Genomic DNA, 22747 nt, shown 5'->3' on the forward strand with positions numbered 1-22747 from the left:
AAGGTTTTGAATTTATAGGCTACTCTATGAAGTGGCAAGGGGATTTTAGTCTAGATGTAGGAGATATTATCTCTATAACTGATACAAAGGGAAATACAAGGCAAGTGCCTATTTTTTCTCAAAAGTTTACTTATAACGGTGGACTTACTTCGGAAATAGGAGCAAAAGGTGAAAGTAAAACTAAAAATGAATTTAGTCCAACTGGTGATTTAAATAATAAAGTTAATAGAATTGTTACAGATCTTCTTATTGTAAATAAAGCTTTAATTAATAAGGCTGATATAGAAGATCTTAAAGCAGTTAATGCTGAAATAGAAAATTTAATTGCTGTAAATGTTACTATAACTGGAAAATTAAGTGCGATTGAAGGTGAGTTTGGAACTATAAAATCCGATGTAGCAACTATAGGAAATTTGACAGTAAATCATACAGCTCAAATAAATGATTTAATAGCTAACAGTGCAACTATAACTCAACTCGAAGCTGTATCCGCCCAAATAGGTATAGTCCAAGCCGATGTAGGTAAAATAAATACCTTATTAGCTGGGAATTTAACCGGAGAAAATTTCCAAGCTGGTGGTATTACCTCGGATAAATTAACCATAGCAAATGGTTTTATAACTAACGCTATGATAGCTAACCTAGATGTTTCTAAGATTAATGCTGGTGATATTTCTACTAATAAATTTAGAATTAAATCTGATAATGGTGGCATAGAGATTGTAGGAGCTACTCAACAGTTCAAGGATAAAAATAATAGAGTTAGGATACAAATGGGACAAGACACTCAAGGTAATTTTAATTTTATTATTCGTGGTGAAGATGGCGAAAGTGTATTAATAGATCATACAGGAATTAAAGAAAAAGCTATAACAGATGATCTAATCAAAAGTAATATGATAGCTCAAGATGCTATAGGAGAGAAACAAATTAACTATAACAGCTTTGTTACTGGATTTAATAAAGATACTAATACACAAAAGATAGCAAGTTCTAAGGTTCTCTTAAATAGTGAAAATCAAACCTTAGATGTGGCATTTAATACACTTTCTACAACAGTAAAAAATATAGACTTTGGTGGTAGAAACTTATTAGCTAATACTGCTACTAGTAAAGATATAGTAAGTGCTGGTCAATTCAATAAAACAGGTGCTCGCTATATTTTTGTCGACAGCGTTAACTACTTTGAGCATATAAAAGGCAAAGAAATCACAGTAGCGTTCGATTGGGAATACATAGGAGATACACCTAGTGGTGTATTTTACTTACAAACTAACGAACCACAGTATTTATCATTTGAAAGAGTTACAATATCAAATGATAATGTAAAAGGTGTATATACAATTACAAAAAAAATAAATTCTGATAAAGATACCAATGGAGTATATATAAGAACAGATGAAATGCATGGCACTTTAAAAATATCTAAAATTCGACTTGTTTTAGGTAATAAAGAAATCGGATGGATACCTGCTCCAGAAGATACAGATCAAGCTATAACAAACGTAAAAACAGTTATAGAGTCACAGTCAACTACTATTAGTGTTATGCAAGGGCAGATAAGTGCTGCTATTAATAATACTCAAATAGTAAAAGATGGACAAACGGTACTGCTTAAAGATGATTATAATAGGACCGTACAGACTATTGATAGTATTAAATCGACTATAGGAAGTCATACAACTACAATTAATGAGCATACAGGACAAATTACAGGCGTTCAAACTAAAACAAATGAACTTGAAAGAAATCTTAATAGTTTTACAAGTCGTTTAGCAACTACTGAAACAAAAGTAACTGAACATACAACAGAATTGGCAAAAGTTGATAATAAAATAAATAATATACAAATAAGTACTCGAAACCTATTCTTAAATGCTACAGATTATAGTGGCTCACAATGGCAACATGGCAATATAAATATAACTACCAATACTTATAAAGGAAGTAAAATTTATACGACTTCATTAGCGTGGGGAGCAGCTAGATATTATATATCAGACTTAATATCAAGAGGTGTATTAGAGCTTAATACAGATTATACTATAAGTTGTTATGCTAGAAGTTCTGCTTCAACGTACTCTCCGATATTAGGTTTCTTTGGAAATAGTTCTTATCATACAAAACATGGTTCTAGTTTAGGAACTGTAACAACAGAGTGGAAACAGTATTCAGCAACATTCAGATTTACTGATATTACAGTCACTAACTATAATATCAGAATCGAACCAACTACAGCATCTGCAAACGGAGAAACTTTACAAGTGTGTGGTTTACAACTTGTAAAAGGTAATAAAATAGGTGATTGGACACCTGCACTAGAAGATATAGATCAAGCTATAACAGATGCTAAGGATAATGCAGTTAATACTTCTAAAGATTATGTTAATGGAGAAGTAGTAAAAATTAATAAGACTATTACTAACACAAATAGTAAAGTAAGTGCAATCGAGCAAAATATAAATGATATCACTCTTAAAGTATCTACAGTAGAACAAAGTCAAACAACAATAAATGGACAAGTTACAACTTTACAAAGCAAAATGTCTGACGTGGAAAGTAAAATAACTAAAAATGCTATTACAAATGTAGTTAGAGAAAGTTTCTACACTAAAGATGAAATAAATAGTAAGGGTTATCAAACAGAATCCCAAGTACAGCAGACCGTTAATGCTTTTGAACTTAAATTCACACAAACTGGTGGATATAACATAGTTGAAAACTCAACAGGATATGGAAATAATAAAAACGGCTGGGGTAATACATCTAATAGTACGGGAAAAATATATACTGGTTTAGATACTGGCGTAAAAATATTAGAAACTGGATACTATTTCCGATTACAACGAGATGGAGAAACTTCAACTAGTGCTAATGCAGGTGTTTCAAGAAGATTTAAATTGAAACCTAATACAACATACACAGTTTCAGCTAAAATAACTAGTTCAACAAATGCTGCAGGTATTAAGGTAATGGTTAGAACTTCAGACACAATTTCATATACAGAGGTTGATAATAGAAAAGATTTTGATACAACCCATGTCATTTATAATGGTAAACCAAATGGATGGCAAAAAGTATCATTAACATTTACTACAGGAGCAAATGTTAAATCAGGTTTATTTTATATAGATCATTTAGGATATATAGCAAATGATACTTCTATTAATACAAATAGAGTATACTGGGGGGATGTTTGTATATATGAAGGTAGCATTGATTTGCCTTGGAGCCCACATCCTAACGAAGTCTATGGAGGTATAACAAGTATAGATAGAGATGGTATCACCGTTACATCAAGTAATGTTAGATCTAAGACTACAATGTCAGCGAATGGATTTAAGATAACTAAAACAGATACAAACACAGATGTGTTTAAAGTCAATTCTGATGGTAGATTATCTCTAATTGGAGAATATACGTCATATGATGGCAATAGAAAAGCTGGTTATTTCGGAATGAATGAAATCAAATTCTACAATTGGTGGTCAGATACTAATGAAGAAGTAGCATATTTCTATGGTGGAAAAACAAGTAGTAACAAAAGATCTGCAGACATTGTTGGAAAGGATATGTTCTCTATCGGTATTGGATCACCTTCGAGTGGTACTAAAATAATGGAAGGTAACTCAAGTTTATTAGAAATATATAAAGATACTGACTTTAATGGTGGAGCTTTAACCAATGTTAGAAAAATAAATTATGATGTTACTTATGATACATGGATTAACAAATTATATATAAGAAGTAATCATATAAATACAAATATGCCAAGTGGGTACTTACATTTAAATTACTGGAAGGGTGGAAATACTACATCAACTTCAACTCATGTCAAGGTCGGCAATGGTAATAATGATGATGCTAATGGAGCATTAACATGTGGGAACTTTAAAGCTACAGGAACTAAAAACTGTATAGTAGAAACAACTGTAGGCTATGTAGGTATAAATGCATATGAAACTGCAGACTGCTATTTTGGAGACGTTGGAGAAACGATCCTAGATAGCGAGGGCTATTCGTATGTATATATAGATTCAATTTTCGCAGAAACTGTAAATACACAAAGAAAGTACCAAGTATTTTTAAGTGTATATGGAGAAGGTACTGCTAATGTAGTAGAAAGAACACCTATATACTTTGTCATTAAAGGGACACCAGGAGTGGAGGTTGGGTATGAATTAAAAGCTAAAAGAAAAGGATATGAAGATCATAGACTTGAGAGAGAAGTTAATAACTGGAAAATAGGAGAAAATCATGGTTTAGATGAAGATTATAACCATGAAAGAATTGAGTTTAATAGGAAAATAGAGAATATCATTAATGAAGAAGTTATAAAAGATATTGAAAATGAAACTTTACAAGAATTTATATCAAGTGAAGTTGAAAGATCAATAGAAAATATAGAATTATTGAAAACAATAGAGGAGGATATATTAAATGAAAATATTAACTAGTTTTAGTGTAATAAAAATGAGCGAAGGATTAAGATTATCTTATACATATACAGAAATAGATCCAAATACAGGGGTTCCTATAAATAACAATGCACAGGAGAGTAGATTTATAGTTCAAGATGAGTTAAAGACAAACTCAAATAACATAATGAAATATATTCAAGATAACTTTTTAATGTAGAGTCTTATTAATTTAGTAAAAATAAGACTCTTTTTTTAATAAAAAAGAGGAGGATTAACATGGAAGAAAATTTAAATCAAGTAAAAGTCTTTATAGTAGGATTGTTTGCAGCAATAACAAGTTTTTTAGGAGTATTGGCAATACCAGTATACATATTAGTTTCATCGAATGTTATAGACTATATTACTGCTATTATAGCAGCACCTAGCAGGGGGCAAAAAAAGTCCTCTGCTATTTCTTTTAAAGGGATAAAAAAGAAAGTATCTATGTGGCTCTTAGTATATGTAGGTGTACTATTAGATCAATTATTAATATATACATCAACTGCAATAGGTATAGCACTACCATTTAATTTCTTAATTGCTTGTATAGTAGCTTTATGGCTATGTGCAAATGAAATAATAAGTATCTTAGAAAATCTTAATGACATACTAGGCGAAGATATGCCTAGTTTTTTATTGCCAATGGTTAAGAACATTAGAAGTCAAGTAGAAGAAAAAGTAAATCTTAAGGAGGTAGAGTAATTATGAGTAAATATTTAGTATTAGGTGATGGTGGACATGCAGAGAAGGTAGCAGGTAAATGTGCTCCTGACAAATCTTTATATGAATGGAAGTTTAATCAAGAGGTTGACACAAAAATGGAAAAAAGATGTAAGGATCATGGTATAGATTATTATCAAACTAATCCATCACCTACAGGTAAAGATGAAATGGGATTAAGTAAAAGGGCAGAACTTGCAAATGCACATTGGAAGAAGTTAGGTAAGCCAAAAGCTCTACTTATGAGTTATCATGCTAATGCTTATTATTTTGAAGATGAAAATGGTAAAAAGAAAGTAGAATTTAATAGTGTTAGGGGTACAGAAACTTTTGTTGGTTCTAATGCTAGTACAAACTCTAAGAATGCTGCAAAATATATACAAGACGAAATAGTAAAAACTATGAGGTCTTTAGATAAAGAAGCCAAGGATAGAAAAGTTAAAATAGAAGACTGGACTGTAATATATAAAGCTCAAATGCCATCTATATTAATTGAATATGGTTTCTATACTAATAAAGCTGATATTAAAATATTAAAAAATAATGTAGATGATCTAGTTGAAGCAACTATGAAAGGTGTATGCAAATACTTTGGTATTACATATAAAGCACCTAAAAAAGAATCTAAGCCAAATACGAATGCAAGTACATCTGCATCAAAAGAAACAACTTATTATAGAGTAGTAACTAATAGTTACCTAGATAGAAAAAATGCTGAAAAAGAAGTTTCGGAACTAAAGAAACTAGGTATTAGTGCATTCCTAGATGCATTTAAGAAAGATGGTAAAACATATTTAAGGGTAATTGCTGGTAGCTATACAAACAGAAAGAATGCAGATGCTCAATTAACATCACTTAAAAAGGAAGGATATAATCCATTTATTGCTGTTTATACAAAAAAATAATAATATTTAATATAAAATATCAAGTTAATAAATTGAACCGTCTTAGAATTGGATTAAATGGATTTTAGGTATAAAAAGAGCTAGAGGGGTTAATCCTCTAGCTCTTTTTATATATATTTATGTTATAAGTATAAAAACGGTATATATACAAAAGTGGTATATATACAAATTTAAGGAAATATAAAGTGTGTACAAGTATTTATTTTACACACTTTATATGTTTAGTCAACTATCTTTGAAAATAATATTTCATATAATTTTGATTTATGATAAAATTATTTTTAAAGATAGTTGCAATAATCCTTATACTATAAATAAAAAACCTAAATATGTATGAAAAAAGGTTGCATATTCTCAACAAAAAGTCGAGTTTATGCAACCTTTTTTTTAAAATAAGATAAGTTTTTAAACTGGTATAGATATTAATTAAGGCCTACAAAATAAGTAACGATATACTTATTTTGTAATATTTATTTTACCCATTGTATGCACAATAAAACTGGAATTTTTGTAAAAAGGAAATTATCGGAATTAATCCTCTAGATCCTTTTTCTCTATAATTATTCTTTTACCGTCGAAACTAAGGTTTACATCACGATAATCTTCGTTTAGATCCATTTGTTCAAGCCACGGCATAGGCAATCCTATACTTGCTCTTTTAGCTCCTGCAGATGCATTTCCACCAACCTTATTTATGTTTAATTTTCTTGTCCTAGTTTCCATTCTTTCACCTACAATACGATTTGTAATATAATATTTACTATTGCTAAAGCTATAGCTATTTTTAGTAACTTATTTGTATCATTCATAGTTTTATGTGATATAATAAAGAAAACATCTACTCAAGGGCTTTCGCCCTTAAGTCTTAGAAGAACTTTTCTATTATAGTATTAGCTATATTTAGAAGTTCTATCAAAAGAAGAATTCGTGCTGTGGTAAGTTCGGAGTTCTTCTTTTTTTTCTTTTGTTTTCTTTTATTACTCACTTGTTCACCTCCTTATCTATATTTATATTATATATTATTGCATTGCAATAGTCAACGGTTTTATATATAATTTTAAAAAATTTCATTAAAAAGGTTGCATATTCTCAACAAAAAGTCGAGCTTACGCAACCGCTTTATTATTTTTTGTATTTTCTTTTATCTATAATTTTGGAATGCTTCCAATCACAAACACATTCAAAATCTACTACTATATTAATTTTATCAACTTGCTCTATATGTATTACTTCTGCTTTACTATCACAGAAAGGATTAATTTATTGTATGTTTAACCAAAAAGTGATATACTCTTTAGTGCGAGTAGAGGGCATACCACTTTTGGTTGTTCTCTTTTTTTATGTTTATTTTTACTGCTCTAGATATCCATCTGAATTTCCGAAGAATTGAGAATCTTCATCTAGTTGTATTTCTTTAGATATTTGATCTTTTATCACCTTATTGAAAGTCTTATATCCTCCGCCAGTACCAACTATAACATATCTGTCTAGCGACCCAAATTTATTAGTTATTTTATTTAAAATATCATTTGCTAGAGGTTCTATAGCAATAAGATAATCAGATAACTTGTACTTTTTATTTTTATATTCTATGTATTCTTTATTATTCTTTAATAAACTATCTATTAAATCTTTTTCTATATCTGCATTTTCTTTTTCATTGAAATAAAGAGTAATTAATTCAGTAAAATCAATTACACCCTTTGGGATAGTTTCAGTTTCATAAGGATAATATATTTCATCATCGTAATCAAACTTATAATTGCAAGCGTCTGTAGTTCCTCCGCCTACATCTATTGATAAAATATCTTGCTTTATATCTCCTATGCTATCGATATTGCTGACAAAAGCTGAATACCCTTCTACTTTTACATCAACAGAGTTAAAAGTTACTTTTTTAGATATACCATTTACAGCATAGTTAAATTCTACTCCAGTTTTAAAATGTTGTTCAAACTCTTTTAAATATGACTTATTAAAATATTGTTTCGGTGGTAAACCTAATTTTAAATCAACCTTTAAGACCTGATCCATTGGATATAGTTCGTGAATCATTAAAAGAGTTTCTTCTAATAAATGCTTTCTAGTATGTTTTAATACATTATTGTTAAGTTCTCCAACGCCTATGTAAATAACAGAGCCATCAAATTCAAACTTTCTAGCTTTTGGATTTAGTATTTCTTTATACTCAATTCGATTAGGTATTTTTACTCTAACTTTCTCACCTTTTTCATACTTAGTAGCTTTTAACATACTATTTCCTAAATCAATTCCTGCACTTACTATTTTCATTTATATCTCCTCCAAATATTTAATTTTAAATGTACATTAAATTGCTTATCTAAACCCACCAACTTTAGGTTTCGTTGGTTCAGTTTCTTTTGTAACTTCTTTAGTTGTTACACTTTCCTTGTTAGTTTTATCTTTATTTTCTATATCTTTCCCTAAACTTTTTACGTGTTCCTCTAAAACTCTCCTACAATACACTCTTAAAGCTCTATCATCTTCATCTGCTAATTCTTTTAAGATGTCTTTAAACGATGTACTTATAGGTATTTGTAAGTTATAAGTTTCTTTACCCATGTTTATCACCTCGCTTATTAATTTAATAATAATTTATTTCGAATTATTTGTCAATATTTTTTAAATTCAAAATAAATTTATTAAAAATCGTAATGCAATTGCATTAAAATCGTTATTAAATTCGATTACAATAAAACTAAAATTCATCGGCAATTATACTACACTTCATTTTAAATTTAATATTAATTTAAAATGATTATATCTGTATTATTCTAGTAGCGGTGTCTTTTCACCTCTATTAGATAAATAGATAAAAAATAAAAACAAAATTATAATTATTCCGTTTCACTTCTAAAAAAATCTAGTTTTACCTATTTAACGACCAGTTTTGTCAAAATTATTTATTTTTTTTATAATTTATATATACTTATTATCAAAAGGGAGGTGTATAACTAAATGAGTAATAAAAAAATATTTTTTGTATTAGGCTTTATTTTAGTATTACTAAGCGTTCCGTTAGGTAGATTTACACTTAATTTATTCTATGGTAATCAAAATCTAACAAGTGAATTTGGTTATATGTTACAAGGGTTTATAAATTCATATATAGCATCAGGCATTCTTATATATGGATTAGGGTATGTAAAAAAACAGTAAAATAAATATTTATGAAAATTAAAATGAAAAGGGGAACAATTATGAGATAAAAAAAGAATTTTGCAAAAGGGTTAGTATGTTTATCTGTTTTAACAATGGTTATTCCAACTATGAAAGTTGACGCTAGTGAGGTATCTCAAGATAATTCATCAGAAATTTCTGGATATCTAGATGTAAAAGATTCAGAAATTAGTGAAGTGATGACATATGATGAAATGGTTACTACTATGGCTAAAAATGAAAATATAACAATAGATGAAGCTATTAAGATTCTAGGCCCTGAAGAAGTAAGACCATATGAGAAAGTTGTCAATGAAATATCTAAAAATACAAATTTATCTTATGAAGATGCAAGTAAATTAATTAATCCTAATCTTATCAAGGAGACTAGATCCGGTAAGGTTGTTCGTGCTACATATCGTAATATAACTAGAACTATCACAGTAAGTAATATATATAAGCCAAAACTTGTATGGTATTGTGAAACAGATGAATCTGGTCAATTTAGAGCAATTCGTAAAATAAAAAATACATCAATGAATAGATCATATAATGGAACTTCAAAACAATTTTCTGGTAAAGTATATACAAACCTAGAAGATCCAAATCGTATATATTATGAAGTTAATGGCGACTTCTATAACAACGGTACAACTACAGTAAGCGGAGGAACTGAAATATCTGTTGGAAAATCTGGAACTGCTAATTTTTCAGTATCTTACTCAAGTAATCATTTCAAATACCACTACTCAACAGGACGTCAAAGTTTTTAAAAAGTAAATAATAAAAAAGTAGCTAGAGATATATCTAGCTACTTTTTTATGCCCATTTTTCATTATTCTTTTTTAAAATATAATCGTCATCTAAATCTATAATATTTACTGATTCACCTGACATGTCTGAAACTACCATATTTGAATTATCAAAGTGAGGTCTCTTACTCTTTTTTGACTTAACAGTTCGAAAATCGTTTATTTTATTTGTTAAAGTTGTTTTGAAATAACTATATGACTTTACCTTTATTTTTTCTTCATCATCCTTTTCAAGAGTAGCTAAAATTGATTCTTGTAATAATTTTTTTAAACTTTTTTCACTAAAATCATATTCTTTAAAATCTTTTTTAAATCTTTCTAAAGTTTTATTTGTAAATAACTTCTCATTTGGTATGTAAAAATCAATTTCTATATTCTTGTTATCTATAATTTCATTATTAATATATTCATCGTTATGATCCTTATCTTTAACTATGAATGTAGATTCATTTTTTCTGAAATATGTTTTTCTTTCATAATCTAATATAATAAATTTTATTTCATCTACTTTTCTTCCGTTCTTAACTTCTTCAATATCCACTTTCATATTTCCGATAGAATTAATTTCTTTTATAGCTTGATTCAATACTCTCTGTTTAAAATTTTTATATTCAGGATATTTGTTCTCTACACCTAATATAAACCTTAATTGATCTATTTTAAAATTTTTATTTATAACTATATCAGTTCTACTCCATAATCTTAACAATTCATATAATCTCTGAGAGTAAAAGCTTTTAAATTTCGTTAATATATCTAGGTTAAGCGGTGCATAAATTGTGTAATCTATAATATGTTTATATAGCCTATCCATAAAAAATATTTTAAATGTTTCTTTATTTGTATTATACTCACTCCCAGCTATTAAATTATAATCACATTCAATCTTATCCCCATTCTCATTTTTTTCAAATTCTATTGATGTATTTTTTAATACTTGAAAAGTTTTCTTTATATTACTTAAAGTCCTTTGATTTTTGTTAGGTATAAGACTTTTTATATCTTCCAATTTTACATTGCATGATAAGTTCCCATTCTTTTCTTTTTGGGCATTTAAAAGACAATAATAAAAAATTCTATTTTGTATGGCTGTGACTTCATAAGATGTATGTACTAACTGTTTCCCTTGCATTAATAAATCTATATTATTTTCATTTGGTATATTTTCGTTCATAATAATCCCCCTACAATCTATTCCTAGTATCAAATTGTTACCTTTAATCTATTTATAAGCTGATTATACATAAGTGATTTCTTAAATGCAACACTTTTTACTCTTTGTTACCTTTAGAGTATCAAATTGTTACCTTTCCGTATCAAATTGTTACCTTTAGAGTATCAAATTGTTACCTTTCCGTATCAAATTGTTACCTTTCCGTATCAAATTGTTACCTTTAGACTCTTGTACCTTAGTTATACCAATGCATTCAGGAATCCCTAAATACTATTAAATACTATTAAATACTATTTATATACTATGAAAGGTGTTTTTTTACAAAAACAAACAACTTTTATAAAAATAAAACTAAAATAATTTTAATAAAAAATAATAGTATTAAGTAATCGTATCAAATTGTTACCTTTTAATATAGAAACTATGTTCGTTTTTTACCAAAACTATTTACAATTTAATTTTAGATATGATAATGTCTAAATAAAGAACATATGTTTCATATTTTGATTAGGTGGTGGCAATATGGGGACTTTAAGTAAAAGACAAGAAGAAATATATAAATATATAGTGGAGTACATAAAAATAAAAAAATATGCTCCTACAATAAGAGAAATTGCTGAGTCTGTTGGATTAAACTCAATTAGTACGGTATATAATCATCTTAAAAAACTTGAAGAAGCAAAATACATAAAGAGAGATGAAGATAAGCCAAGAACGATAGAAATTTTACATGAAGATATAGAGTTTGTAGAAGGAATGAATCAAGAAATACTAGAGGTTCCTATTCTTGACAAAATAAAACTTTCTAATCCTATAGCAAAAGAATATGTAACAGAGGTTATTAAATTACCTGCGTTTCTTTTGCGAGGTAACAGTAATTTTATAATAAGAATGTCAGATGATAGCATGATAGGAGCAGGGATATTAAAAGATGATTATATTCTTATAGACTATAAAAGATCTATAAACAATAAGAAAATAGCAATTGTATTTATAGATTACAAAAAAGTTGTAGTTGCTAGATATTACAAAGTAAAAAATGATTTAGTAAGATTAGAATTTGAAAATGAACTATATGAATCTTTAGAGCTTAACAGTGAAAGAGTTAAAGTAGTGGGTGAAATCATAGGGAGCATGAGAACAATTTATTAAAGCCAATTTAAGCGAAAAATAACCTTTATTTGAATAAAGTATCGAAAAAAGGAATAAAAAGCCTTCTAGGGGGCAAATTTTGGATATTTTTTATAATTGGGAGGAGTTATGAAAGAACAAATAAAAAAGCTTATTGATGAAATTCCAGATGATGATTTATTTTTAATCAACATATCAAATATAATAAAGGGGTTCTTATATAAAAATAGAGAAAAAAAAGAGGCATAAATTATTTTATATGCCTCTTTTTAACTCTTCTGTAAATTTCTTAATAACAACCCAATCTTCATCATTTAATTTTAACATAGCCCTTATAATATTTTTTTTAAACTTATCATTCTCTGCATATAAACTACCAACTAATAAGTCAAACTCATCATCTATAGAAACTTTGTTAAACATATTACCCTCGCCATATTTTAACCAGTTTTCATTTACATTATGTTTACGACAAATTAAATCTATATTTCTTTGTGATAGTTCAATAATTCCCAATTCAATATTACCTATAGCACTTGATGATTTTAACCCTATTGAATTAGCAAATTCCTTTTGGGTCATATTTAAAGCTTTTCTTATTAATCTAACTCTTTCTTTCATACTTCCTCCCTGAAATGAATTATCTAAATAAATGATATCACATAAAATAGTAAAACACAAAACAAAATCACATAAAATGACAAAAAATAGTTGAAAATCGCATAAAATGATGTTACAATCACATAAAATGACAAAATAGGAGGTATATATATGACATATTCAGAAAAAGTCAAAATGTTAAATGAAATTTTTAAAGATATTGAATTGATTGATGAAAAAGATAAACAAGCAGTTGTGGCTTACATAAGAGGAACTGCAGACACAAGGGAAAGAGTAAGATTAGAAAATGAATCTAAATATTCAACAGAAAATAAGTAAATAAAAGAGTGTGATTTTTAGTACAAATCACACTCAATAAAAACTAAATAAAGTCCAGTTTTTTCAAAAGGTTCGGTGAGCCTTTAGCGGACTTGTACTAAGTGATAAAGTTTGGAGAAAAAGTAATACAAAAATAGGTGGGAAGTATGTCAAATGTAAAGTGTGGTCAAAAGAGAAGAACTAAGAAAAAGAATATGTATACAGAACTTGATTTTGAAAAGTTAATAGACAGAATGAATGAACATCAAGTGACTATTGATGATGAAATAATAACTTTAAATAACATAGATCAAATATTAGATGTAAGAGCTAAGTGTATTTATGAAACAAAAACTATAACTTCGGGACCTCTTAGAGAAATGGAAATGTATCCACTTTTCCCTAAAAAAGATGTACCCGAAGAATTCAGAGTTAAGGGAACAACTAAATCAAGAAAAAATCTTAATAACAAAAATGCTGTTAAGTATTTCATTAGAAAAGCAAATACCAACTTTGGTAAAGGTGATTATTATGTAACTCTTAATTACACAGATAAAAATAGACCTAAAACATATGAAGAAGCTAAAAAGCATGTAATGGCATATATAAAAAAGCTTAATTATGAATTTTTAAAACAACAGTTGAAAGCAGAAGGTAAGAAACTTACATCTAAGATTAAAAAGAAAAATTATAAAAAAATAAAGTATATGTATGTTATTGAGATATCTAAAGAAGGAAAAGGGAAGTATCATGTACACATGATTCTTAGTTCTGAATTATCAATGGATCAAGTTGAAAGTTGTTGGAAGTACAGTAGGAGAAATAACATAAGACGTATTGATCCTGACGACAGACACATAACCGATTTGGCAGAATACCTATCGAAAGACCCAAATGGGAAAAAGAGGTGGGGATGTAGCAAAGGCTTAAAAGAGCCTGTTATAACTACCTCAAAAAAAGTATCAAAGCGAAAAATTTATAATATGGATTCTAATAGAAACATTATTGAAGAAGAGATGGAAAAGATTAATCCAGGATATAAATTAATTGAATTTGAAATTACAAAAAATAAATGGACAAACATGCCATATATACATGTTTTGATGAGGAAAATTGATAAGTCAAAATAAGGAAATAGGAGGAAATTAAATGGCAAAGTGTGAGTATGCTCGTAAGGGCGAAGATGGATTTTGTTTAAATTACATAGGAGATAAAGTGCATTTAGAAAATTGCAGAAAAAAATGTGCTATTTACAAACCTACGGATAAAAAAATAAAAGAAGATGAGTTAAATAAAAAACTAGAAGCTCAAATAGTTGGAATTGAAGTACCTTATGATCCAAAAAAATAATTGAGTTAGGGGTAAGTATTATGATTGAAAAATTGATAAGTACAAATTTAGAAGATGGTTTTTTCTACTTTCAATTACACAATGTATTCATTAGATCAAAGATAAAAAGAGTTGTAGGAAGAAAAACTTTAACAAAGTATCTGATAATAGAATTCGAGAATGGAAACATAGACATACATTCAAAAACTAGAGTGACTGAAATAAAAAGGCCTGAAAATATTTTTACCGAGTTTGAATGGTGCTATGAAATAAGAAATGACTTTGGCGAGTTTTTAGGATATATAGGAAATCCTTTGAAGAGTTGAATGACTATATTATATCGAATATTAAAGAGTCCTAGTATTATAAAAAAGTATTACCGATATAGTTAAAAAATTAAGGAAGTGGGCTAATAGTTTAAACAAAAAGAAATTCAATATAATACTAGGACTTATATATAAAGCATCTAAAAAGATGCATAAATAAAGTATATCAAAAAATGTAAAATTATGTAACCGTAGAGAATTTGATATTAAGAAAGTGGTTGTGAAAAGTTGGAAAAAACACGAGAAAACGAAACAGTTATGGAAGAATTTAAAAAGATATCTATAGGAAACTTGGATGGCAAACAAGTTGATCTAAAACAATTTGAAATAAGCAAAAGTACAGAAAAAGAGTATAGGACTATAAGAAATAATATTATTGTTGAATTGTATAAGAGAAATTTAAAGTATTCAGAAATAAGCAATTTACAAGTGCAAGATATAGATAGTTCATTCTCATTAATACGGATTCAGCGAGGGGATAGAGTTTTTAGAATAGCGATATCTCCTCAAATAACAGCAGGTTTAAAAACATTGACCAGATATAAAGACAATAAAGATTATATATTTACAAAAGATCTAGTTAATGAAAAACCACTTAGTGGGACTATGATTGCAAAGATTATAAAAAAATATAATGAGATAGATCTAAAGCAAAGTAAAATCAAAATAAAAGAAATTCATTCTATAGAAAAAGTATGTGGAAAGTATTTAATTTACAAAAATGGAAGAGCTATAGAAGGATTAGTAGTAAATAATATGGTTAATGCATTAAGAATACGAGACATCTTAAATGCAGATGAACTAATTAAATAAAATAGTTGATTAATTTGATTAATCATATAGATACAAAAAAATAGGAGGTGATAGTGTGATTAAGCATTATATAACTAAGTACAAAGAAAATAAACAAAGATATGCAGAATCATGGATACAAATAAATATATTTGGAAAAATATTCTACATATCTAAGCGAAAAATTAAGATTTAATTATTTTTTAGTCCATTTATGACCAGGTTTTTGAGTTGGAGGAAGTCTATCACCAGAGTCAATGTTAACTACTCTTGGATTATTAACTTGACCGCCCCTAGGACCAACTTCAATATAAGTTCCAGCAGGTTTATTGTCAGTGCCAGGTTTAATTAATTTACTCATAATACCACCACCTTCTATAAAAAATTATGGTATACCGAGAATATACCTAAGAAAATTATATCAAAAGATAGGAATAAAAATTGAATATTGGTAAAAATATACAGTATAATTTAGCTAAAAAAGGAATTAAAGCGTATAAAATGGCGAAAGAGGCAGGAATTAGTAAATGATATATATATGATATTTTAAATGGAAAGAATAAAAATCCAGGGATATATACAGTAAAGAAAATAGCTGATTGCTTAGGAGTAACAGTTGATGAATTATTAAAGTAAAAGACAGTTAGGTGGGGAGTCATGGGAGAATTAAAAAATAAACTAAATGAATTAATTGAAGAATACGGATTAAGACATGAGAAAGTTTTAGTATATAGTCAAGAATTGGACAGGTATATAGCTTTAGAACAAAAAGAAAGATTAAAAAAATATAAGAGTGAAGGATTAAAAAAATATAAGAGTGAAGGATTAAAAAAATATAAGAGTGAAGGATTAAAAAAATGAATATTTTAGAAGAAGCAGAAGTGTTAAATGAAATAGCAGAACATATTGCTGCTAAAAATGGAGTAACAGTTCAAGAAGTATGGAATGAAGCTATCGAAGAATTAAAAATAATAAATCGTTCAAAGGAGTTGCAGTACGAATGAAACACGGTAAAAAATTAAGTAGAAGTCAAAAAGAACTTCTAGCAAGTTTAGGATTAAATTCAGAAAATTACCTGGTAGAAAGAAAATTGCAAAATAAAATAGGTTTCATAAATAAAGAAACTAATAAAGTTGAGTATTTTAAACTAGATGGTAGTAGATGTTAATGGAATTAATAGTATCTAATAAAAAGTATAAGGCAGCTCTTGAAGAAATAGAAAGGTAAATTTAGATGAAATATTTTTTTATATTATTATTTATTAGTTTTGTGACAGTAGGAGCACTAGATATTTTTGCAATAATATCAAATAAAAGAAAAGAGAGGTGAATTATATGAATAACGTTGTGATAGTTGGTAGATTAACAAGAGATCCTGAACTTAGATACATACCAGGAACAGGAACAGCCGTTGCAAGTTGTTCAATAGCAGTTGATAGAGATTACACTAAAAAAGATGGAACTAGAGAAACTGATTTCATACCTTTTGAAGTTATGGGTAAACCTGCAGAATATACTGCAAATTATTTAGGAAAAGGAAGATTAGTTGCAATACAAGGTTCAGTAAGAGTCGATAGATATACTGATCATAATACAACTGAAACTAAAACATTTACTAAAATAGCAGTAAAAAATATAGAATTGTTAGAAAGCAATAAATCAAAAGAAGCTCAAGGAAATAATAAGGAATTTGAACCAAGTTTTGAACCACCGCAAGGACTAGATCCACAAGGATTTACTGCGATAGATGACGATGATATACCATTTTAGGAGGATATAATATGGATAATAAATCAAGGTATGAAATTGAGGAAGGAGTATGTGATTATGGTATATATGAAAATGGAAAGTTAGTTTTAATATTAAATGACTATATCAATGCAAAGAGCATATTAGATATATTGAGATATGATGAACAAGAGATATCCTAATATGGTAACTTTCAGGTGAAATAATAAGGGGGAGAAGTTTAATGGAAATAGTAAAAATTGGAGAAGTTTATTCAGATCAGATAAAGGATTTATCATATATGCATGAAGTTATTTTTATAAACAATAAAATTCATGTAGAAGGCGATATGATAATGATTAGATTAAAAGCAAAATATGAAACAAAATATAGAAAATCTTTTAATGAATTCAATGTATTTGAAATTGAAGAACTTAAAAAAGAATTTAGAAAAGAAATAGAAGATGTATATAGTAAATATGAAGATAGAGTAAAAGTTATATAAAATGCATAAAGAAATAAGGTGATTAAAGTGTCAAGTAAAGAAGAGAATATGGGAAAAGTAAAAAAAGATCTTGATAAATTAAGGAAGAATTTGAGAAAGATTGATGCTTGGAATACCGAGATAGAAGTATTGAAAGAAAAAATGAATGCATATAAAAGTGGAGGGTTTGGTTTAGGAGCACAGTGTATTACAACGGTAACTATAGATGATATATTAGCGAGAGATGAAACTAGATTAAACAATTTAGAAAGTAATATAGATTTTACTAATTATAAATTAAAAGAGTATAAAGCAGCATTAGAATGTCTTACTGATAATGAATATGAAGTAATAAATAGACGATATTTAGAGACAGAATGTAAGAACCAATCTTATGAAGGCATAGCAAAAGATATGAAATTCTCTAAATCACATATAAAAAGATTACATGATTCTGCAATAGAAAAAATAGTTGATTATAAGTACGGAAGTATTGAAATTGCTTAAATGGTACAGATAAGGTACGAAGAAGGCACAAAGAAGGCACGAAGAAGTTACGATTAATGTGTTAATATGATATTGTAATAAATTATATAAAACTACTATATGTAGTGAGTACATACTTCAGCACCTTAAAAACAGAATAAATATATATTCTAAGAGAAGTTTTCTGTCAAACAAAGTACCCTTTAAATGATTCTGCACTATATAGGGACAAGTAAAAAAGAGTATTACCTTTCATGTAATGCTCTTTTTTTATGTCTATTTTTCTTTCTAAAAATAAAAAAGAAAGAGAGGTGAAGAAAAAGTGAAATGACACAAAAACAAGTTAAACCAAGAAAAAATGCTCCATATCCTATAATGCATTATGAACAAGTCTTAGACATAGCAGATTATTTAGAAGCTAATAGTATTAGATTTGGAAGAAGAAATAAGATGCTTTTTATATTAGGATGCACAACTGGATATAGAACAGGAGATCTTCTAGAGTTAAAAGTTAGAGATGTAAGAATAGCTCTAGATATGGGATATTTTATAATTTACGAAAATAAAGTTAACAAAAATGGACAAGAATTCGTAAAGAAGAAAAAGCCTAGAAAAGCTGAAATATTACCTGAAGTGGAAGAACTTTTATATCAATATATAGAAGGAAAAGAAAACTATGAGTATATGTTCCCTAGTAATAAAAAAAATTCGGAAAAGGGGCATATAACTGTAGATTGCATAAGTAGAGAAATAAAAAAAGCAGCAAAGTATTTTGGCCTAAAAAATATAACGGCACATAGTATGAGGAAAACATATGGTTGGGATCAATATGTTTCTAGCAATTACAATATAGAATATGTTAGAGATCTATTTAATCATGAATCATCAGAATATACGAGATGGTACATAATGATTAATGAAATAGAGTCTAAGAAATATAAAAGAAGCTTAGCTAAATTTGTTAGTCCATTTAACAAAAAGAAGTAAGGCTTTTATTTTTTTTAAATTAATAGAATTCAGTTTTTTTAGAGGTATTTGGAATTCTATTAAAAAATGCTAACAACATACTATAGTAAATAAATGAAAAAATATGCTGTATAAAAATGCCTATAAATTAGTTATATTAATAAGTAGAGTAATATCTATTAGATAGCATAAAAAAAGAATTCCGCATCCTACTGTACTTTACGGAATTCTCTAAATCTGACTGAATTTACTTATGTATTAGCAAAATCAATGCCTGAAGCTTAAGTTTAAAGAGTAATGAATATAGTCGGATATGGAATTCTCTAAAGAATAACAAACGCTAGAGGTCAAGTTCAAACAATTACTATACAATATATGGCTTATTCCAATGCTTTGAGTATAATTTGCGTTTGTTAAGAGTTGATAGTTCATAAATTAGGACTTCTTGTAGAGAAAGATGCATTAAGTCAGCTAACCATAAAATTATATTATTTTAGTATCAAAAGTAAGGTTATGAAAAAAGTACCAAAAGTCATTGACTGAGATAAAGAAAGATGATAATATTTAAGTATTAAAAATGGCGAACCTTAAAAATAATACTAAAAAGGAGGATAACTAATGAAAATATATGGTTATTGTAGAATATCTACAAGAGAACAATCAATAGAAAGGCAACAAAGAAATATCAAGGCATTATACCCAACAGCTATAATAGTAAATGAAGTTTATACAGGAACTAAAGTTGAAGGACGTAAGGAATGGAACAAACTTTTAAAAGCTGTCCAAAGTGGAGATACAATAGTATTTGATAGTGTAAGTCGTATGAGTAGAAATGCAATAGAAGGATTTGAATTATATAAGGATTTGTATGAAAAGGGTGTAGAATTAGTATTTATTAAAGAACAACATATCAGTACATCAACTTATAAAAGGGCATTAAATAATAATATACAACTTACAGGAACTGCCGTAGATAGTATATTGAAAGGAGTTAACGATTATTTGTTGGCACTAGCAGAGCAGCAAATAAAAATAGCATTTGAACAATCTGAAAAAGAAGTAAAAGACTTACAACAAAGAACTAGGGAAGGTATAGAAACTGCTAGATTAAATGGTAAACAGATTGGTCAGATTAAAGGTGCAAAGCTAATTACTAAGAAATCAATTGAAGCCAAAGCTCAAATACAAAAGTACTCAAAAGATTTCAATGGAACACTTAAAGATATAGAAGTAATAAAACTTATAGGTATATCTAGAAATAGCTATTATAAATATAAGAAAGAATTGACACAGGAGCTTGGAGTGACAAATGAGTAAATACTTAATAGGACTATATAATCCATTGATAGAAGATGAGAGTAAATTAAGTCATTGTAATAAAGTATATGACAATTTAAACGACTTAAAAAGTCATGTAAGAGTCAATGATACTATAGAGTTAAGTTCAGAATTTAGTATCTATAATTATACTACAAAGGAATTACTAGATTTAATAGAAAACTATAACTTAGATATTGTAATTAATAGCAAAGAAAATAGTAAACAGTTTAATAAAATTACTATTACATTTATAATGGCTATAAATGAATTTATAAAGAATAATTCAAAAACTATAAGTAAACTATTAAAAGAAAAGTAAATACTAATTAGTAAAAATAAGATAAATTGTTTGGAAGGACTTTTAACTAACTAAGTCCTTTTTTTAATGGAGTAAATTAATATGGCAAGAAATAGAAATCCAAATAGGGATAAAGCATATGAAATATACAAGGATCATAGAGGTGAGGTATCTCCTAAGAAGATTTCAGAAATCCTAAATGAAAATGTAAATAACATTAGAAATTGGAAAAGCAATGACAAATGGGATGAACAACTTAGAGAAGATACTAGACCAGGAGCACCTAAAGGTAATCAAAATGCCAAAGGTAGTAAAGGATCACCAGGTAATGTGCATAATTATAAACATGGTTTATATACAAGTGAAGATAGATACACTAAGAAGAATCTAAAAAGGATGCTTCCAACAGACGTATTAAATCTTATGGGTGAACTAGAAGAAGAATCTCCAGTAGACAAGCTATGGAGAAGCATATTACTTCAAGAGGCTAGAATTATTCGTATGCAAAAGATATCTCATGTAAAGAACAAAAAGGATATTACAAAAGAACTCAAGAAAATATCTAAGGGTGATACATACACTGAAGAGTATGAGGTTCAATTTGCATGGGATAAAGAAAATAGTAATATAACTGCTCTATCTAAAGCTATGGATACACTAACTAAGATGATAGATAGATATGATAAGATGATCCACGCTAACTGGGATTTAGTTACAGAGGAACAGAAACTTAGAATAGAAGTTCTAAAGTCTAAGTTAGGAGTAAAAGACGATAGTAATAATAAGTCTATTTCTAAGTTAGATAGTATACTTGCTGAAATAAAAAAATAATTTATAGGAGATTATATATGGGAAAGTATAGGAAAAAGCCTGTAATAATAGATGCATTTAAATGGACTGGAGGGCCAGATCAAGTTGAAGACCCACAATGGATTATAGATGCTATAAAAAATAATATAGTATGGTTTGGAGTAGATTGTGCAAATGATCCTAACCCAATAATGTTTATAGAGACACTAGAAGGAACTCATAGAGCAAGTGTAGGAGATTATATAATTAAAGGCATTAAAGGTGAAATATATCCTTGTAAACCAGAAATATTTGAGGCTACATATGAAGTTGTTACAGATTAATAAAATTAAGTGGCCATTTAAAAATATTATTGATTTGATTTAAAAAATAAAGTTAGTAAGAAATATAGTTTAAATATATAGAATTGAGTTTGACTTTAATAATTTAAATTTAAAAAGTAACATGAAAGTGTATTTTAATATAATTCTTGAAACTATTGAAAACACTAACTTTCATAAAAGAAGATGTTAACTATCCCCTAAATACATATTTAGCAACTAGTTACGTAATATTAATTATGTAAACTAAAATATATTATAAAAATATAAAGATGTTTATATTTTAAATAATGGGATAATATAAAAATAGGTTTTGTTTTCTTGACTTTTTCTTGAGAAAATGAAACCTCTAAGGTATAATGTAAATATAAAAAAGGAACTCAATCTATTTCGCTGTAGAGTGATGTTTCCAAAAGTTAATTTCGGTTACGTTTGAACTTGATTTTTATTTCAAGTTCCATACCACTCTTAGTTGGGCGACTAGAGTGGTTTTTTATTATATCATATATGTAGTTAGTCAAGAGACCTATACATATAGTGCAAATTGCACTGATAATAAAATTTATCGTTTGTTCCATACTTCCTCACC

The 22747-nt window shown here is 27.8% G+C and carries 31 protein-coding genes; 25 read left to right on the forward strand and 6 right to left on the reverse strand.

All coding sequences use genetic code 11. The features are described 5' to 3' along the window. Positions 1 to 26: 26 nt before the first annotated feature. Genes H8923_RS16210 through H8923_RS16225 form a run of 4 tightly spaced genes read left to right on the forward strand, consistent with a single transcriptional unit; the run spans position 27 to position 6085 of the window. Positions 27 to 4457, forward strand: a complete 4431-nt coding sequence (locus tag H8923_RS16210) for a carbohydrate binding domain-containing protein (RefSeq protein WP_207724081.1) — start codon at positions 27 to 29, stop codon at positions 4455 to 4457. After that, positions 4441 to 4638 carry a hypothetical protein gene (locus tag H8923_RS16215; protein ID WP_153972979.1) on the forward strand — a complete coding sequence of 66 codons (198 nt, stop codon included), beginning with the start codon at positions 4441 to 4443 and terminating at the stop codon, positions 4636 to 4638. The genes H8923_RS16210 and H8923_RS16215 overlap by 17 nt, the downstream gene beginning before the upstream one ends. A gap of 59 nt (positions 4639 to 4697) precedes the next feature. Continuing rightward, positions 4698 to 5162, forward strand: a complete 465-nt coding sequence (locus H8923_RS16220; RefSeq protein WP_153972980.1) for a phage holin family protein — start codon at positions 4698 to 4700, stop codon at positions 5160 to 5162. Between the two features lie 2 nt (positions 5163 to 5164). Then, positions 5165 to 6085 (forward strand): N-acetylmuramoyl-L-alanine amidase, encoded by a 921-nt coding sequence (locus H8923_RS16225; RefSeq protein WP_187127991.1) that lies wholly within the window; start codon positions 5165 to 5167, stop codon positions 6083 to 6085. 531 nt (positions 6086 to 6616) lie between these two features. Here H8923_RS16225 and H8923_RS16230 read toward each other — a convergent pair. The 3 genes from H8923_RS16230 to H8923_RS16240 form a co-directional block, all read right to left on the reverse strand. Then, positions 6617 to 6808: a hypothetical protein gene (locus tag H8923_RS16230; protein ID WP_153972937.1), complete on the reverse strand. Its 192-nt coding sequence runs from the start codon at positions 6806 to 6808 to the stop codon at positions 6617 to 6619. Between the two features lie 627 nt (positions 6809 to 7435). Further along, the gene (locus tag H8923_RS16235) at positions 7436 to 8377 is read right to left on the reverse strand and encodes a ParM/StbA family protein (protein WP_153972938.1); all 942 of its coding nucleotides are present in this window, start codon (positions 8375 to 8377) and stop codon (positions 7436 to 7438) included. Between the two features lie 45 nt (positions 8378 to 8422). After that, positions 8423 to 8668 (reverse strand): hypothetical protein, encoded by a 246-nt coding sequence (locus H8923_RS16240; protein ID WP_153972939.1) that lies wholly within the window; start codon positions 8666 to 8668, stop codon positions 8423 to 8425. 396 nt (positions 8669 to 9064) lie between these two features. Here H8923_RS16240 and H8923_RS16245 point away from each other — a divergent pair, with 396 nt between their 5' ends. Both H8923_RS16245 and H8923_RS16250 read left to right on the forward strand, forming a co-directional pair. After that, positions 9065 to 9265 (forward strand): glycosyl transferase, encoded by a 201-nt coding sequence (locus tag H8923_RS16245; RefSeq protein WP_153972940.1) that lies wholly within the window; start codon positions 9065 to 9067, stop codon positions 9263 to 9265. 110 nt (positions 9266 to 9375) lie between these two features. Next, complete coding sequence (locus H8923_RS16250; RefSeq protein ID WP_153972941.1) at positions 9376 to 10038, forward strand: hypothetical protein; 663 nt, start codon at positions 9376 to 9378, stop codon at positions 10036 to 10038. 46 nt (positions 10039 to 10084) lie between these two features. On the opposite strand, the gene H8923_RS16255 is transcribed toward H8923_RS16250, so the two are convergent. Continuing rightward, positions 10085 to 11251: a replication initiation protein gene (locus tag H8923_RS16255; protein WP_153972942.1), complete on the reverse strand. Its 1167-nt coding sequence runs from the start codon at positions 11249 to 11251 to the stop codon at positions 10085 to 10087. Between the two features lie 522 nt (positions 11252 to 11773). On the opposite strand from H8923_RS16255, the gene lexA reads away from it, so the two are divergent. Next, positions 11774 to 12403, forward strand: coding sequence for a transcriptional repressor LexA (gene lexA, locus H8923_RS16260; RefSeq protein ID WP_153972943.1), 630 nt, complete (start codon positions 11774 to 11776; stop codon positions 12401 to 12403). Between the two features lie 234 nt (positions 12404 to 12637). Here lexA and H8923_RS16265 read toward each other — a convergent pair whose 3' ends face one another. Next, complete coding sequence (locus tag H8923_RS16265; protein WP_153972944.1) at positions 12638 to 13003, reverse strand: helix-turn-helix domain-containing protein; 366 nt, start codon at positions 13001 to 13003, stop codon at positions 12638 to 12640. 150 nt (positions 13004 to 13153) lie between these two features. Between H8923_RS16265 and H8923_RS16270 the strand changes: the two genes are divergently transcribed. The 5 genes from H8923_RS16270 to H8923_RS16290 all read left to right on the forward strand — a co-directional run bounded on the left by H8923_RS16270 (position 13154) and on the right by H8923_RS16290 (position 15768). Continuing rightward, positions 13154 to 13321, forward strand: coding sequence for a hypothetical protein (locus tag H8923_RS16270; RefSeq protein ID WP_153972945.1), 168 nt, complete (start codon positions 13154 to 13156; stop codon positions 13319 to 13321). A 146-nt stretch (positions 13322 to 13467) separates the two neighbouring features. Further along, complete coding sequence (locus H8923_RS16275; RefSeq protein ID WP_153972946.1) at positions 13468 to 14430, forward strand: rolling circle replication-associated protein; 963 nt, start codon at positions 13468 to 13470, stop codon at positions 14428 to 14430. Between the two features lie 19 nt (positions 14431 to 14449). After that, positions 14450 to 14650, forward strand: a complete 201-nt coding sequence (locus H8923_RS16280; protein WP_153972947.1) for a hypothetical protein — start codon at positions 14450 to 14452, stop codon at positions 14648 to 14650. A 20-nt stretch (positions 14651 to 14670) separates the two neighbouring features. After that, positions 14671 to 14955, forward strand: a complete 285-nt coding sequence (locus tag H8923_RS16285) for a hypothetical protein (RefSeq protein ID WP_153972948.1) — start codon at positions 14671 to 14673, stop codon at positions 14953 to 14955. A gap of 228 nt (positions 14956 to 15183) precedes the next feature. After that, on the forward strand, positions 15184 to 15768 hold the full coding sequence (locus tag H8923_RS16290; protein WP_153972949.1) for a site-specific integrase: 585 nt from the start codon (positions 15184 to 15186) through the stop codon (positions 15766 to 15768). A 175-nt stretch (positions 15769 to 15943) separates the two neighbouring features. Here the strand turns inward: H8923_RS16290 and H8923_RS16295 are convergent, their stop codons facing one another. Further along, positions 15944 to 16108, reverse strand: coding sequence for a YjzC family protein (locus H8923_RS16295; RefSeq protein ID WP_153972950.1), 165 nt, complete (start codon positions 16106 to 16108; stop codon positions 15944 to 15946). 182 nt (positions 16109 to 16290) lie between these two features. Here H8923_RS16295 and H8923_RS17785 point away from each other — a divergent pair, with 182 nt between their 5' ends. The 13 genes from H8923_RS17785 to H8923_RS16355 all read left to right on the forward strand — a co-directional run bounded on the left by H8923_RS17785 (position 16291) and on the right by H8923_RS16355 (position 22161). Continuing rightward, a complete protein-coding gene (locus H8923_RS17785) occupies positions 16291 to 16383 on the forward strand; it encodes a hypothetical protein (RefSeq protein ID WP_317982899.1) in 93 nt (30 codons plus the stop codon). A 21-nt stretch (positions 16384 to 16404) separates the two neighbouring features. After that, on the forward strand, positions 16405 to 16608 hold the full coding sequence (locus H8923_RS16300; protein WP_153972951.1) for an aspartyl-phosphate phosphatase Spo0E family protein: 204 nt from the start codon (positions 16405 to 16407) through the stop codon (positions 16606 to 16608). Further along, on the forward strand, positions 16605 to 16751 hold the full coding sequence (locus H8923_RS16305) for a hypothetical protein (protein WP_172976755.1): 147 nt from the start codon (positions 16605 to 16607) through the stop codon (positions 16749 to 16751). The genes H8923_RS16300 and H8923_RS16305 overlap by 4 nt, the downstream gene beginning before the upstream one ends. Next, positions 16748 to 16915 (forward strand): DUF6906 family protein, encoded by a 168-nt coding sequence (locus tag H8923_RS16310; RefSeq protein ID WP_172976756.1) that lies wholly within the window; start codon positions 16748 to 16750, stop codon positions 16913 to 16915. The genes H8923_RS16305 and H8923_RS16310 overlap by 4 nt, the downstream gene beginning before the upstream one ends. Before the next feature lie 166 nt (positions 16916 to 17081). Next, positions 17082 to 17516 (forward strand): single-stranded DNA-binding protein, encoded by a 435-nt coding sequence (gene ssb / locus H8923_RS16315; RefSeq protein ID WP_153972952.1) that lies wholly within the window; start codon positions 17082 to 17084, stop codon positions 17514 to 17516. A gap of 11 nt (positions 17517 to 17527) precedes the next feature. Then, complete coding sequence (locus tag H8923_RS16320; RefSeq protein WP_153972953.1) at positions 17528 to 17677, forward strand: hypothetical protein; 150 nt, start codon at positions 17528 to 17530, stop codon at positions 17675 to 17677. Positions 17678 to 17718: 41 nt separating this feature from the next. Beyond that, the gene (locus H8923_RS16325) at positions 17719 to 17979 is read left to right on the forward strand and encodes a hypothetical protein (protein ID WP_153972954.1); all 261 of its coding nucleotides are present in this window, start codon (positions 17719 to 17721) and stop codon (positions 17977 to 17979) included. Between the two features lie 27 nt (positions 17980 to 18006). Next, positions 18007 to 18465, forward strand: coding sequence for a sigma factor-like helix-turn-helix DNA-binding protein (locus H8923_RS16330; protein WP_153972955.1), 459 nt, complete (start codon positions 18007 to 18009; stop codon positions 18463 to 18465). 306 nt (positions 18466 to 18771) lie between these two features. Beyond that, positions 18772 to 19431 (forward strand): tyrosine-type recombinase/integrase, encoded by a 660-nt coding sequence (locus H8923_RS16335; protein ID WP_153972956.1) that lies wholly within the window; start codon positions 18772 to 18774, stop codon positions 19429 to 19431. A gap of 597 nt (positions 19432 to 20028) precedes the next feature. Beyond that, positions 20029 to 20727, forward strand: coding sequence for a recombinase family protein (locus H8923_RS16340; protein ID WP_153972957.1), 699 nt, complete (start codon positions 20029 to 20031; stop codon positions 20725 to 20727). Beyond that, complete coding sequence (locus H8923_RS16345; protein WP_153972958.1) at positions 20720 to 21049, forward strand: hypothetical protein; 330 nt, start codon at positions 20720 to 20722, stop codon at positions 21047 to 21049. The genes H8923_RS16340 and H8923_RS16345 overlap by 8 nt, the downstream gene beginning before the upstream one ends. 81 nt (positions 21050 to 21130) lie before the next feature. Then, positions 21131 to 21859: a phage terminase small subunit gene (gene terS / locus H8923_RS16350; RefSeq protein WP_153972959.1), complete on the forward strand. Its 729-nt coding sequence runs from the start codon at positions 21131 to 21133 to the stop codon at positions 21857 to 21859. A 17-nt stretch (positions 21860 to 21876) separates the two neighbouring features. After that, positions 21877 to 22161 (forward strand): hypothetical protein, encoded by a 285-nt coding sequence (locus tag H8923_RS16355; RefSeq protein ID WP_153972960.1) that lies wholly within the window; start codon positions 21877 to 21879, stop codon positions 22159 to 22161. Positions 22162 to 22747 lie beyond the last annotated feature (586 nt).

This window comes from Romboutsia faecis, from assembly GCF_014323405.1.
Taxonomy (GTDB): Bacteria; Bacillota; Clostridia; order Peptostreptococcales; family Peptostreptococcaceae; genus Romboutsia_E; species Romboutsia_E faecis.

What these genes read in the sequence shown, in the direction of transcription:
- H8923_RS16265 (WP_153972944.1), bottom strand. Translation starts at nt 13,003, where the DNA reads ATGAAAGAAAGAGTTAGATTAATAAGAAAAGCTTTAAATATGACCCAA.
- H8923_RS16285 (WP_153972948.1), top strand. Translation starts at nt 14,671, where the DNA reads ATGATTGAAAAATTGATAAGTACAAATTTAGAAGATGGTTTTTTCTAC.
- H8923_RS16325 (WP_153972954.1), top strand. Translation starts at nt 17,719, where the DNA reads ATGGAAATAGTAAAAATTGGAGAAGTTTATTCAGATCAGATAAAGGAT.
- H8923_RS16355 (WP_153972960.1), top strand. Translation starts at nt 21,877, where the DNA reads ATGGGAAAGTATAGGAAAAAGCCTGTAATAATAGATGCATTTAAATGG.
- H8923_RS16215 (WP_153972979.1), top strand. Translation starts at nt 4,441, where the DNA reads ATGAAAATATTAACTAGTTTTAGTGTAATAAAAATGAGCGAAGGATTA.
- H8923_RS16335 (WP_153972956.1), top strand. Translation starts at nt 18,772, where the DNA reads ATGACACAAAAACAAGTTAAACCAAGAAAAAATGCTCCATATCCTATA.
- H8923_RS16240 (WP_153972939.1), bottom strand. Translation starts at nt 8,668, where the DNA reads ATGGGTAAAGAAACTTATAACTTACAAATACCTATAAGTACATCGTTT.
- H8923_RS16270 (WP_153972945.1), top strand. Translation starts at nt 13,154, where the DNA reads ATGACATATTCAGAAAAAGTCAAAATGTTAAATGAAATTTTTAAAGAT.
- H8923_RS16295 (WP_153972950.1), bottom strand. Translation starts at nt 16,108, where the DNA reads ATGAGTAAATTAATTAAACCTGGCACTGACAATAAACCTGCTGGAACT.
- H8923_RS16230 (WP_153972937.1), bottom strand. Translation starts at nt 6,808, where the DNA reads ATGGAAACTAGGACAAGAAAATTAAACATAAATAAGGTTGGTGGAAAT.
- H8923_RS16245 (WP_153972940.1), top strand. Translation starts at nt 9,065, where the DNA reads ATGAGTAATAAAAAAATATTTTTTGTATTAGGCTTTATTTTAGTATTA.
- H8923_RS16255 (WP_153972942.1), bottom strand. Translation starts at nt 11,251, where the DNA reads ATGAACGAAAATATACCAAATGAAAATAATATAGATTTATTAATGCAA.
- H8923_RS16340 (WP_153972957.1), top strand. Translation starts at nt 20,029, where the DNA reads ATGAAAATATATGGTTATTGTAGAATATCTACAAGAGAACAATCAATA.
- H8923_RS16280 (WP_153972947.1), top strand. Translation starts at nt 14,450, where the DNA reads ATGGCAAAGTGTGAGTATGCTCGTAAGGGCGAAGATGGATTTTGTTTA.
- ssb (WP_153972952.1), top strand. Translation starts at nt 17,082, where the DNA reads ATGAATAACGTTGTGATAGTTGGTAGATTAACAAGAGATCCTGAACTT.
- H8923_RS16225 (WP_187127991.1), top strand. Translation starts at nt 5,165, where the DNA reads ATGAGTAAATATTTAGTATTAGGTGATGGTGGACATGCAGAGAAGGTA.
- H8923_RS16275 (WP_153972946.1), top strand. Translation starts at nt 13,468, where the DNA reads ATGTCAAATGTAAAGTGTGGTCAAAAGAGAAGAACTAAGAAAAAGAAT.
- H8923_RS16345 (WP_153972958.1), top strand. Translation starts at nt 20,720, where the DNA reads ATGAGTAAATACTTAATAGGACTATATAATCCATTGATAGAAGATGAG.
- lexA (WP_153972943.1), top strand. Translation starts at nt 11,774, where the DNA reads ATGGGGACTTTAAGTAAAAGACAAGAAGAAATATATAAATATATAGTG.
- H8923_RS16310 (WP_172976756.1), top strand. Translation starts at nt 16,748, where the DNA reads ATGAAACACGGTAAAAAATTAAGTAGAAGTCAAAAAGAACTTCTAGCA.
- H8923_RS16320 (WP_153972953.1), top strand. Translation starts at nt 17,528, where the DNA reads ATGGATAATAAATCAAGGTATGAAATTGAGGAAGGAGTATGTGATTAT.
- H8923_RS16305 (WP_172976755.1), top strand. Translation starts at nt 16,605, where the DNA reads ATGAATATTTTAGAAGAAGCAGAAGTGTTAAATGAAATAGCAGAACAT.
- H8923_RS16220 (WP_153972980.1), top strand. Translation starts at nt 4,698, where the DNA reads ATGGAAGAAAATTTAAATCAAGTAAAAGTCTTTATAGTAGGATTGTTT.
- H8923_RS16235 (WP_153972938.1), bottom strand. Translation starts at nt 8,377, where the DNA reads ATGAAAATAGTAAGTGCAGGAATTGATTTAGGAAATAGTATGTTAAAA.
- H8923_RS16300 (WP_153972951.1), top strand. Translation starts at nt 16,405, where the DNA reads ATGGGAGAATTAAAAAATAAACTAAATGAATTAATTGAAGAATACGGA.
- H8923_RS16210 (WP_207724081.1), top strand. Translation starts at nt 27, where the DNA reads ATGAAGTGGCAAGGGGATTTTAGTCTAGATGTAGGAGATATTATCTCT.
- H8923_RS16250 (WP_153972941.1), top strand. Translation starts at nt 9,376, where the DNA reads ATGAAAGTTGACGCTAGTGAGGTATCTCAAGATAATTCATCAGAAATT.
- terS (WP_153972959.1), top strand. Translation starts at nt 21,131, where the DNA reads ATGGCAAGAAATAGAAATCCAAATAGGGATAAAGCATATGAAATATAC.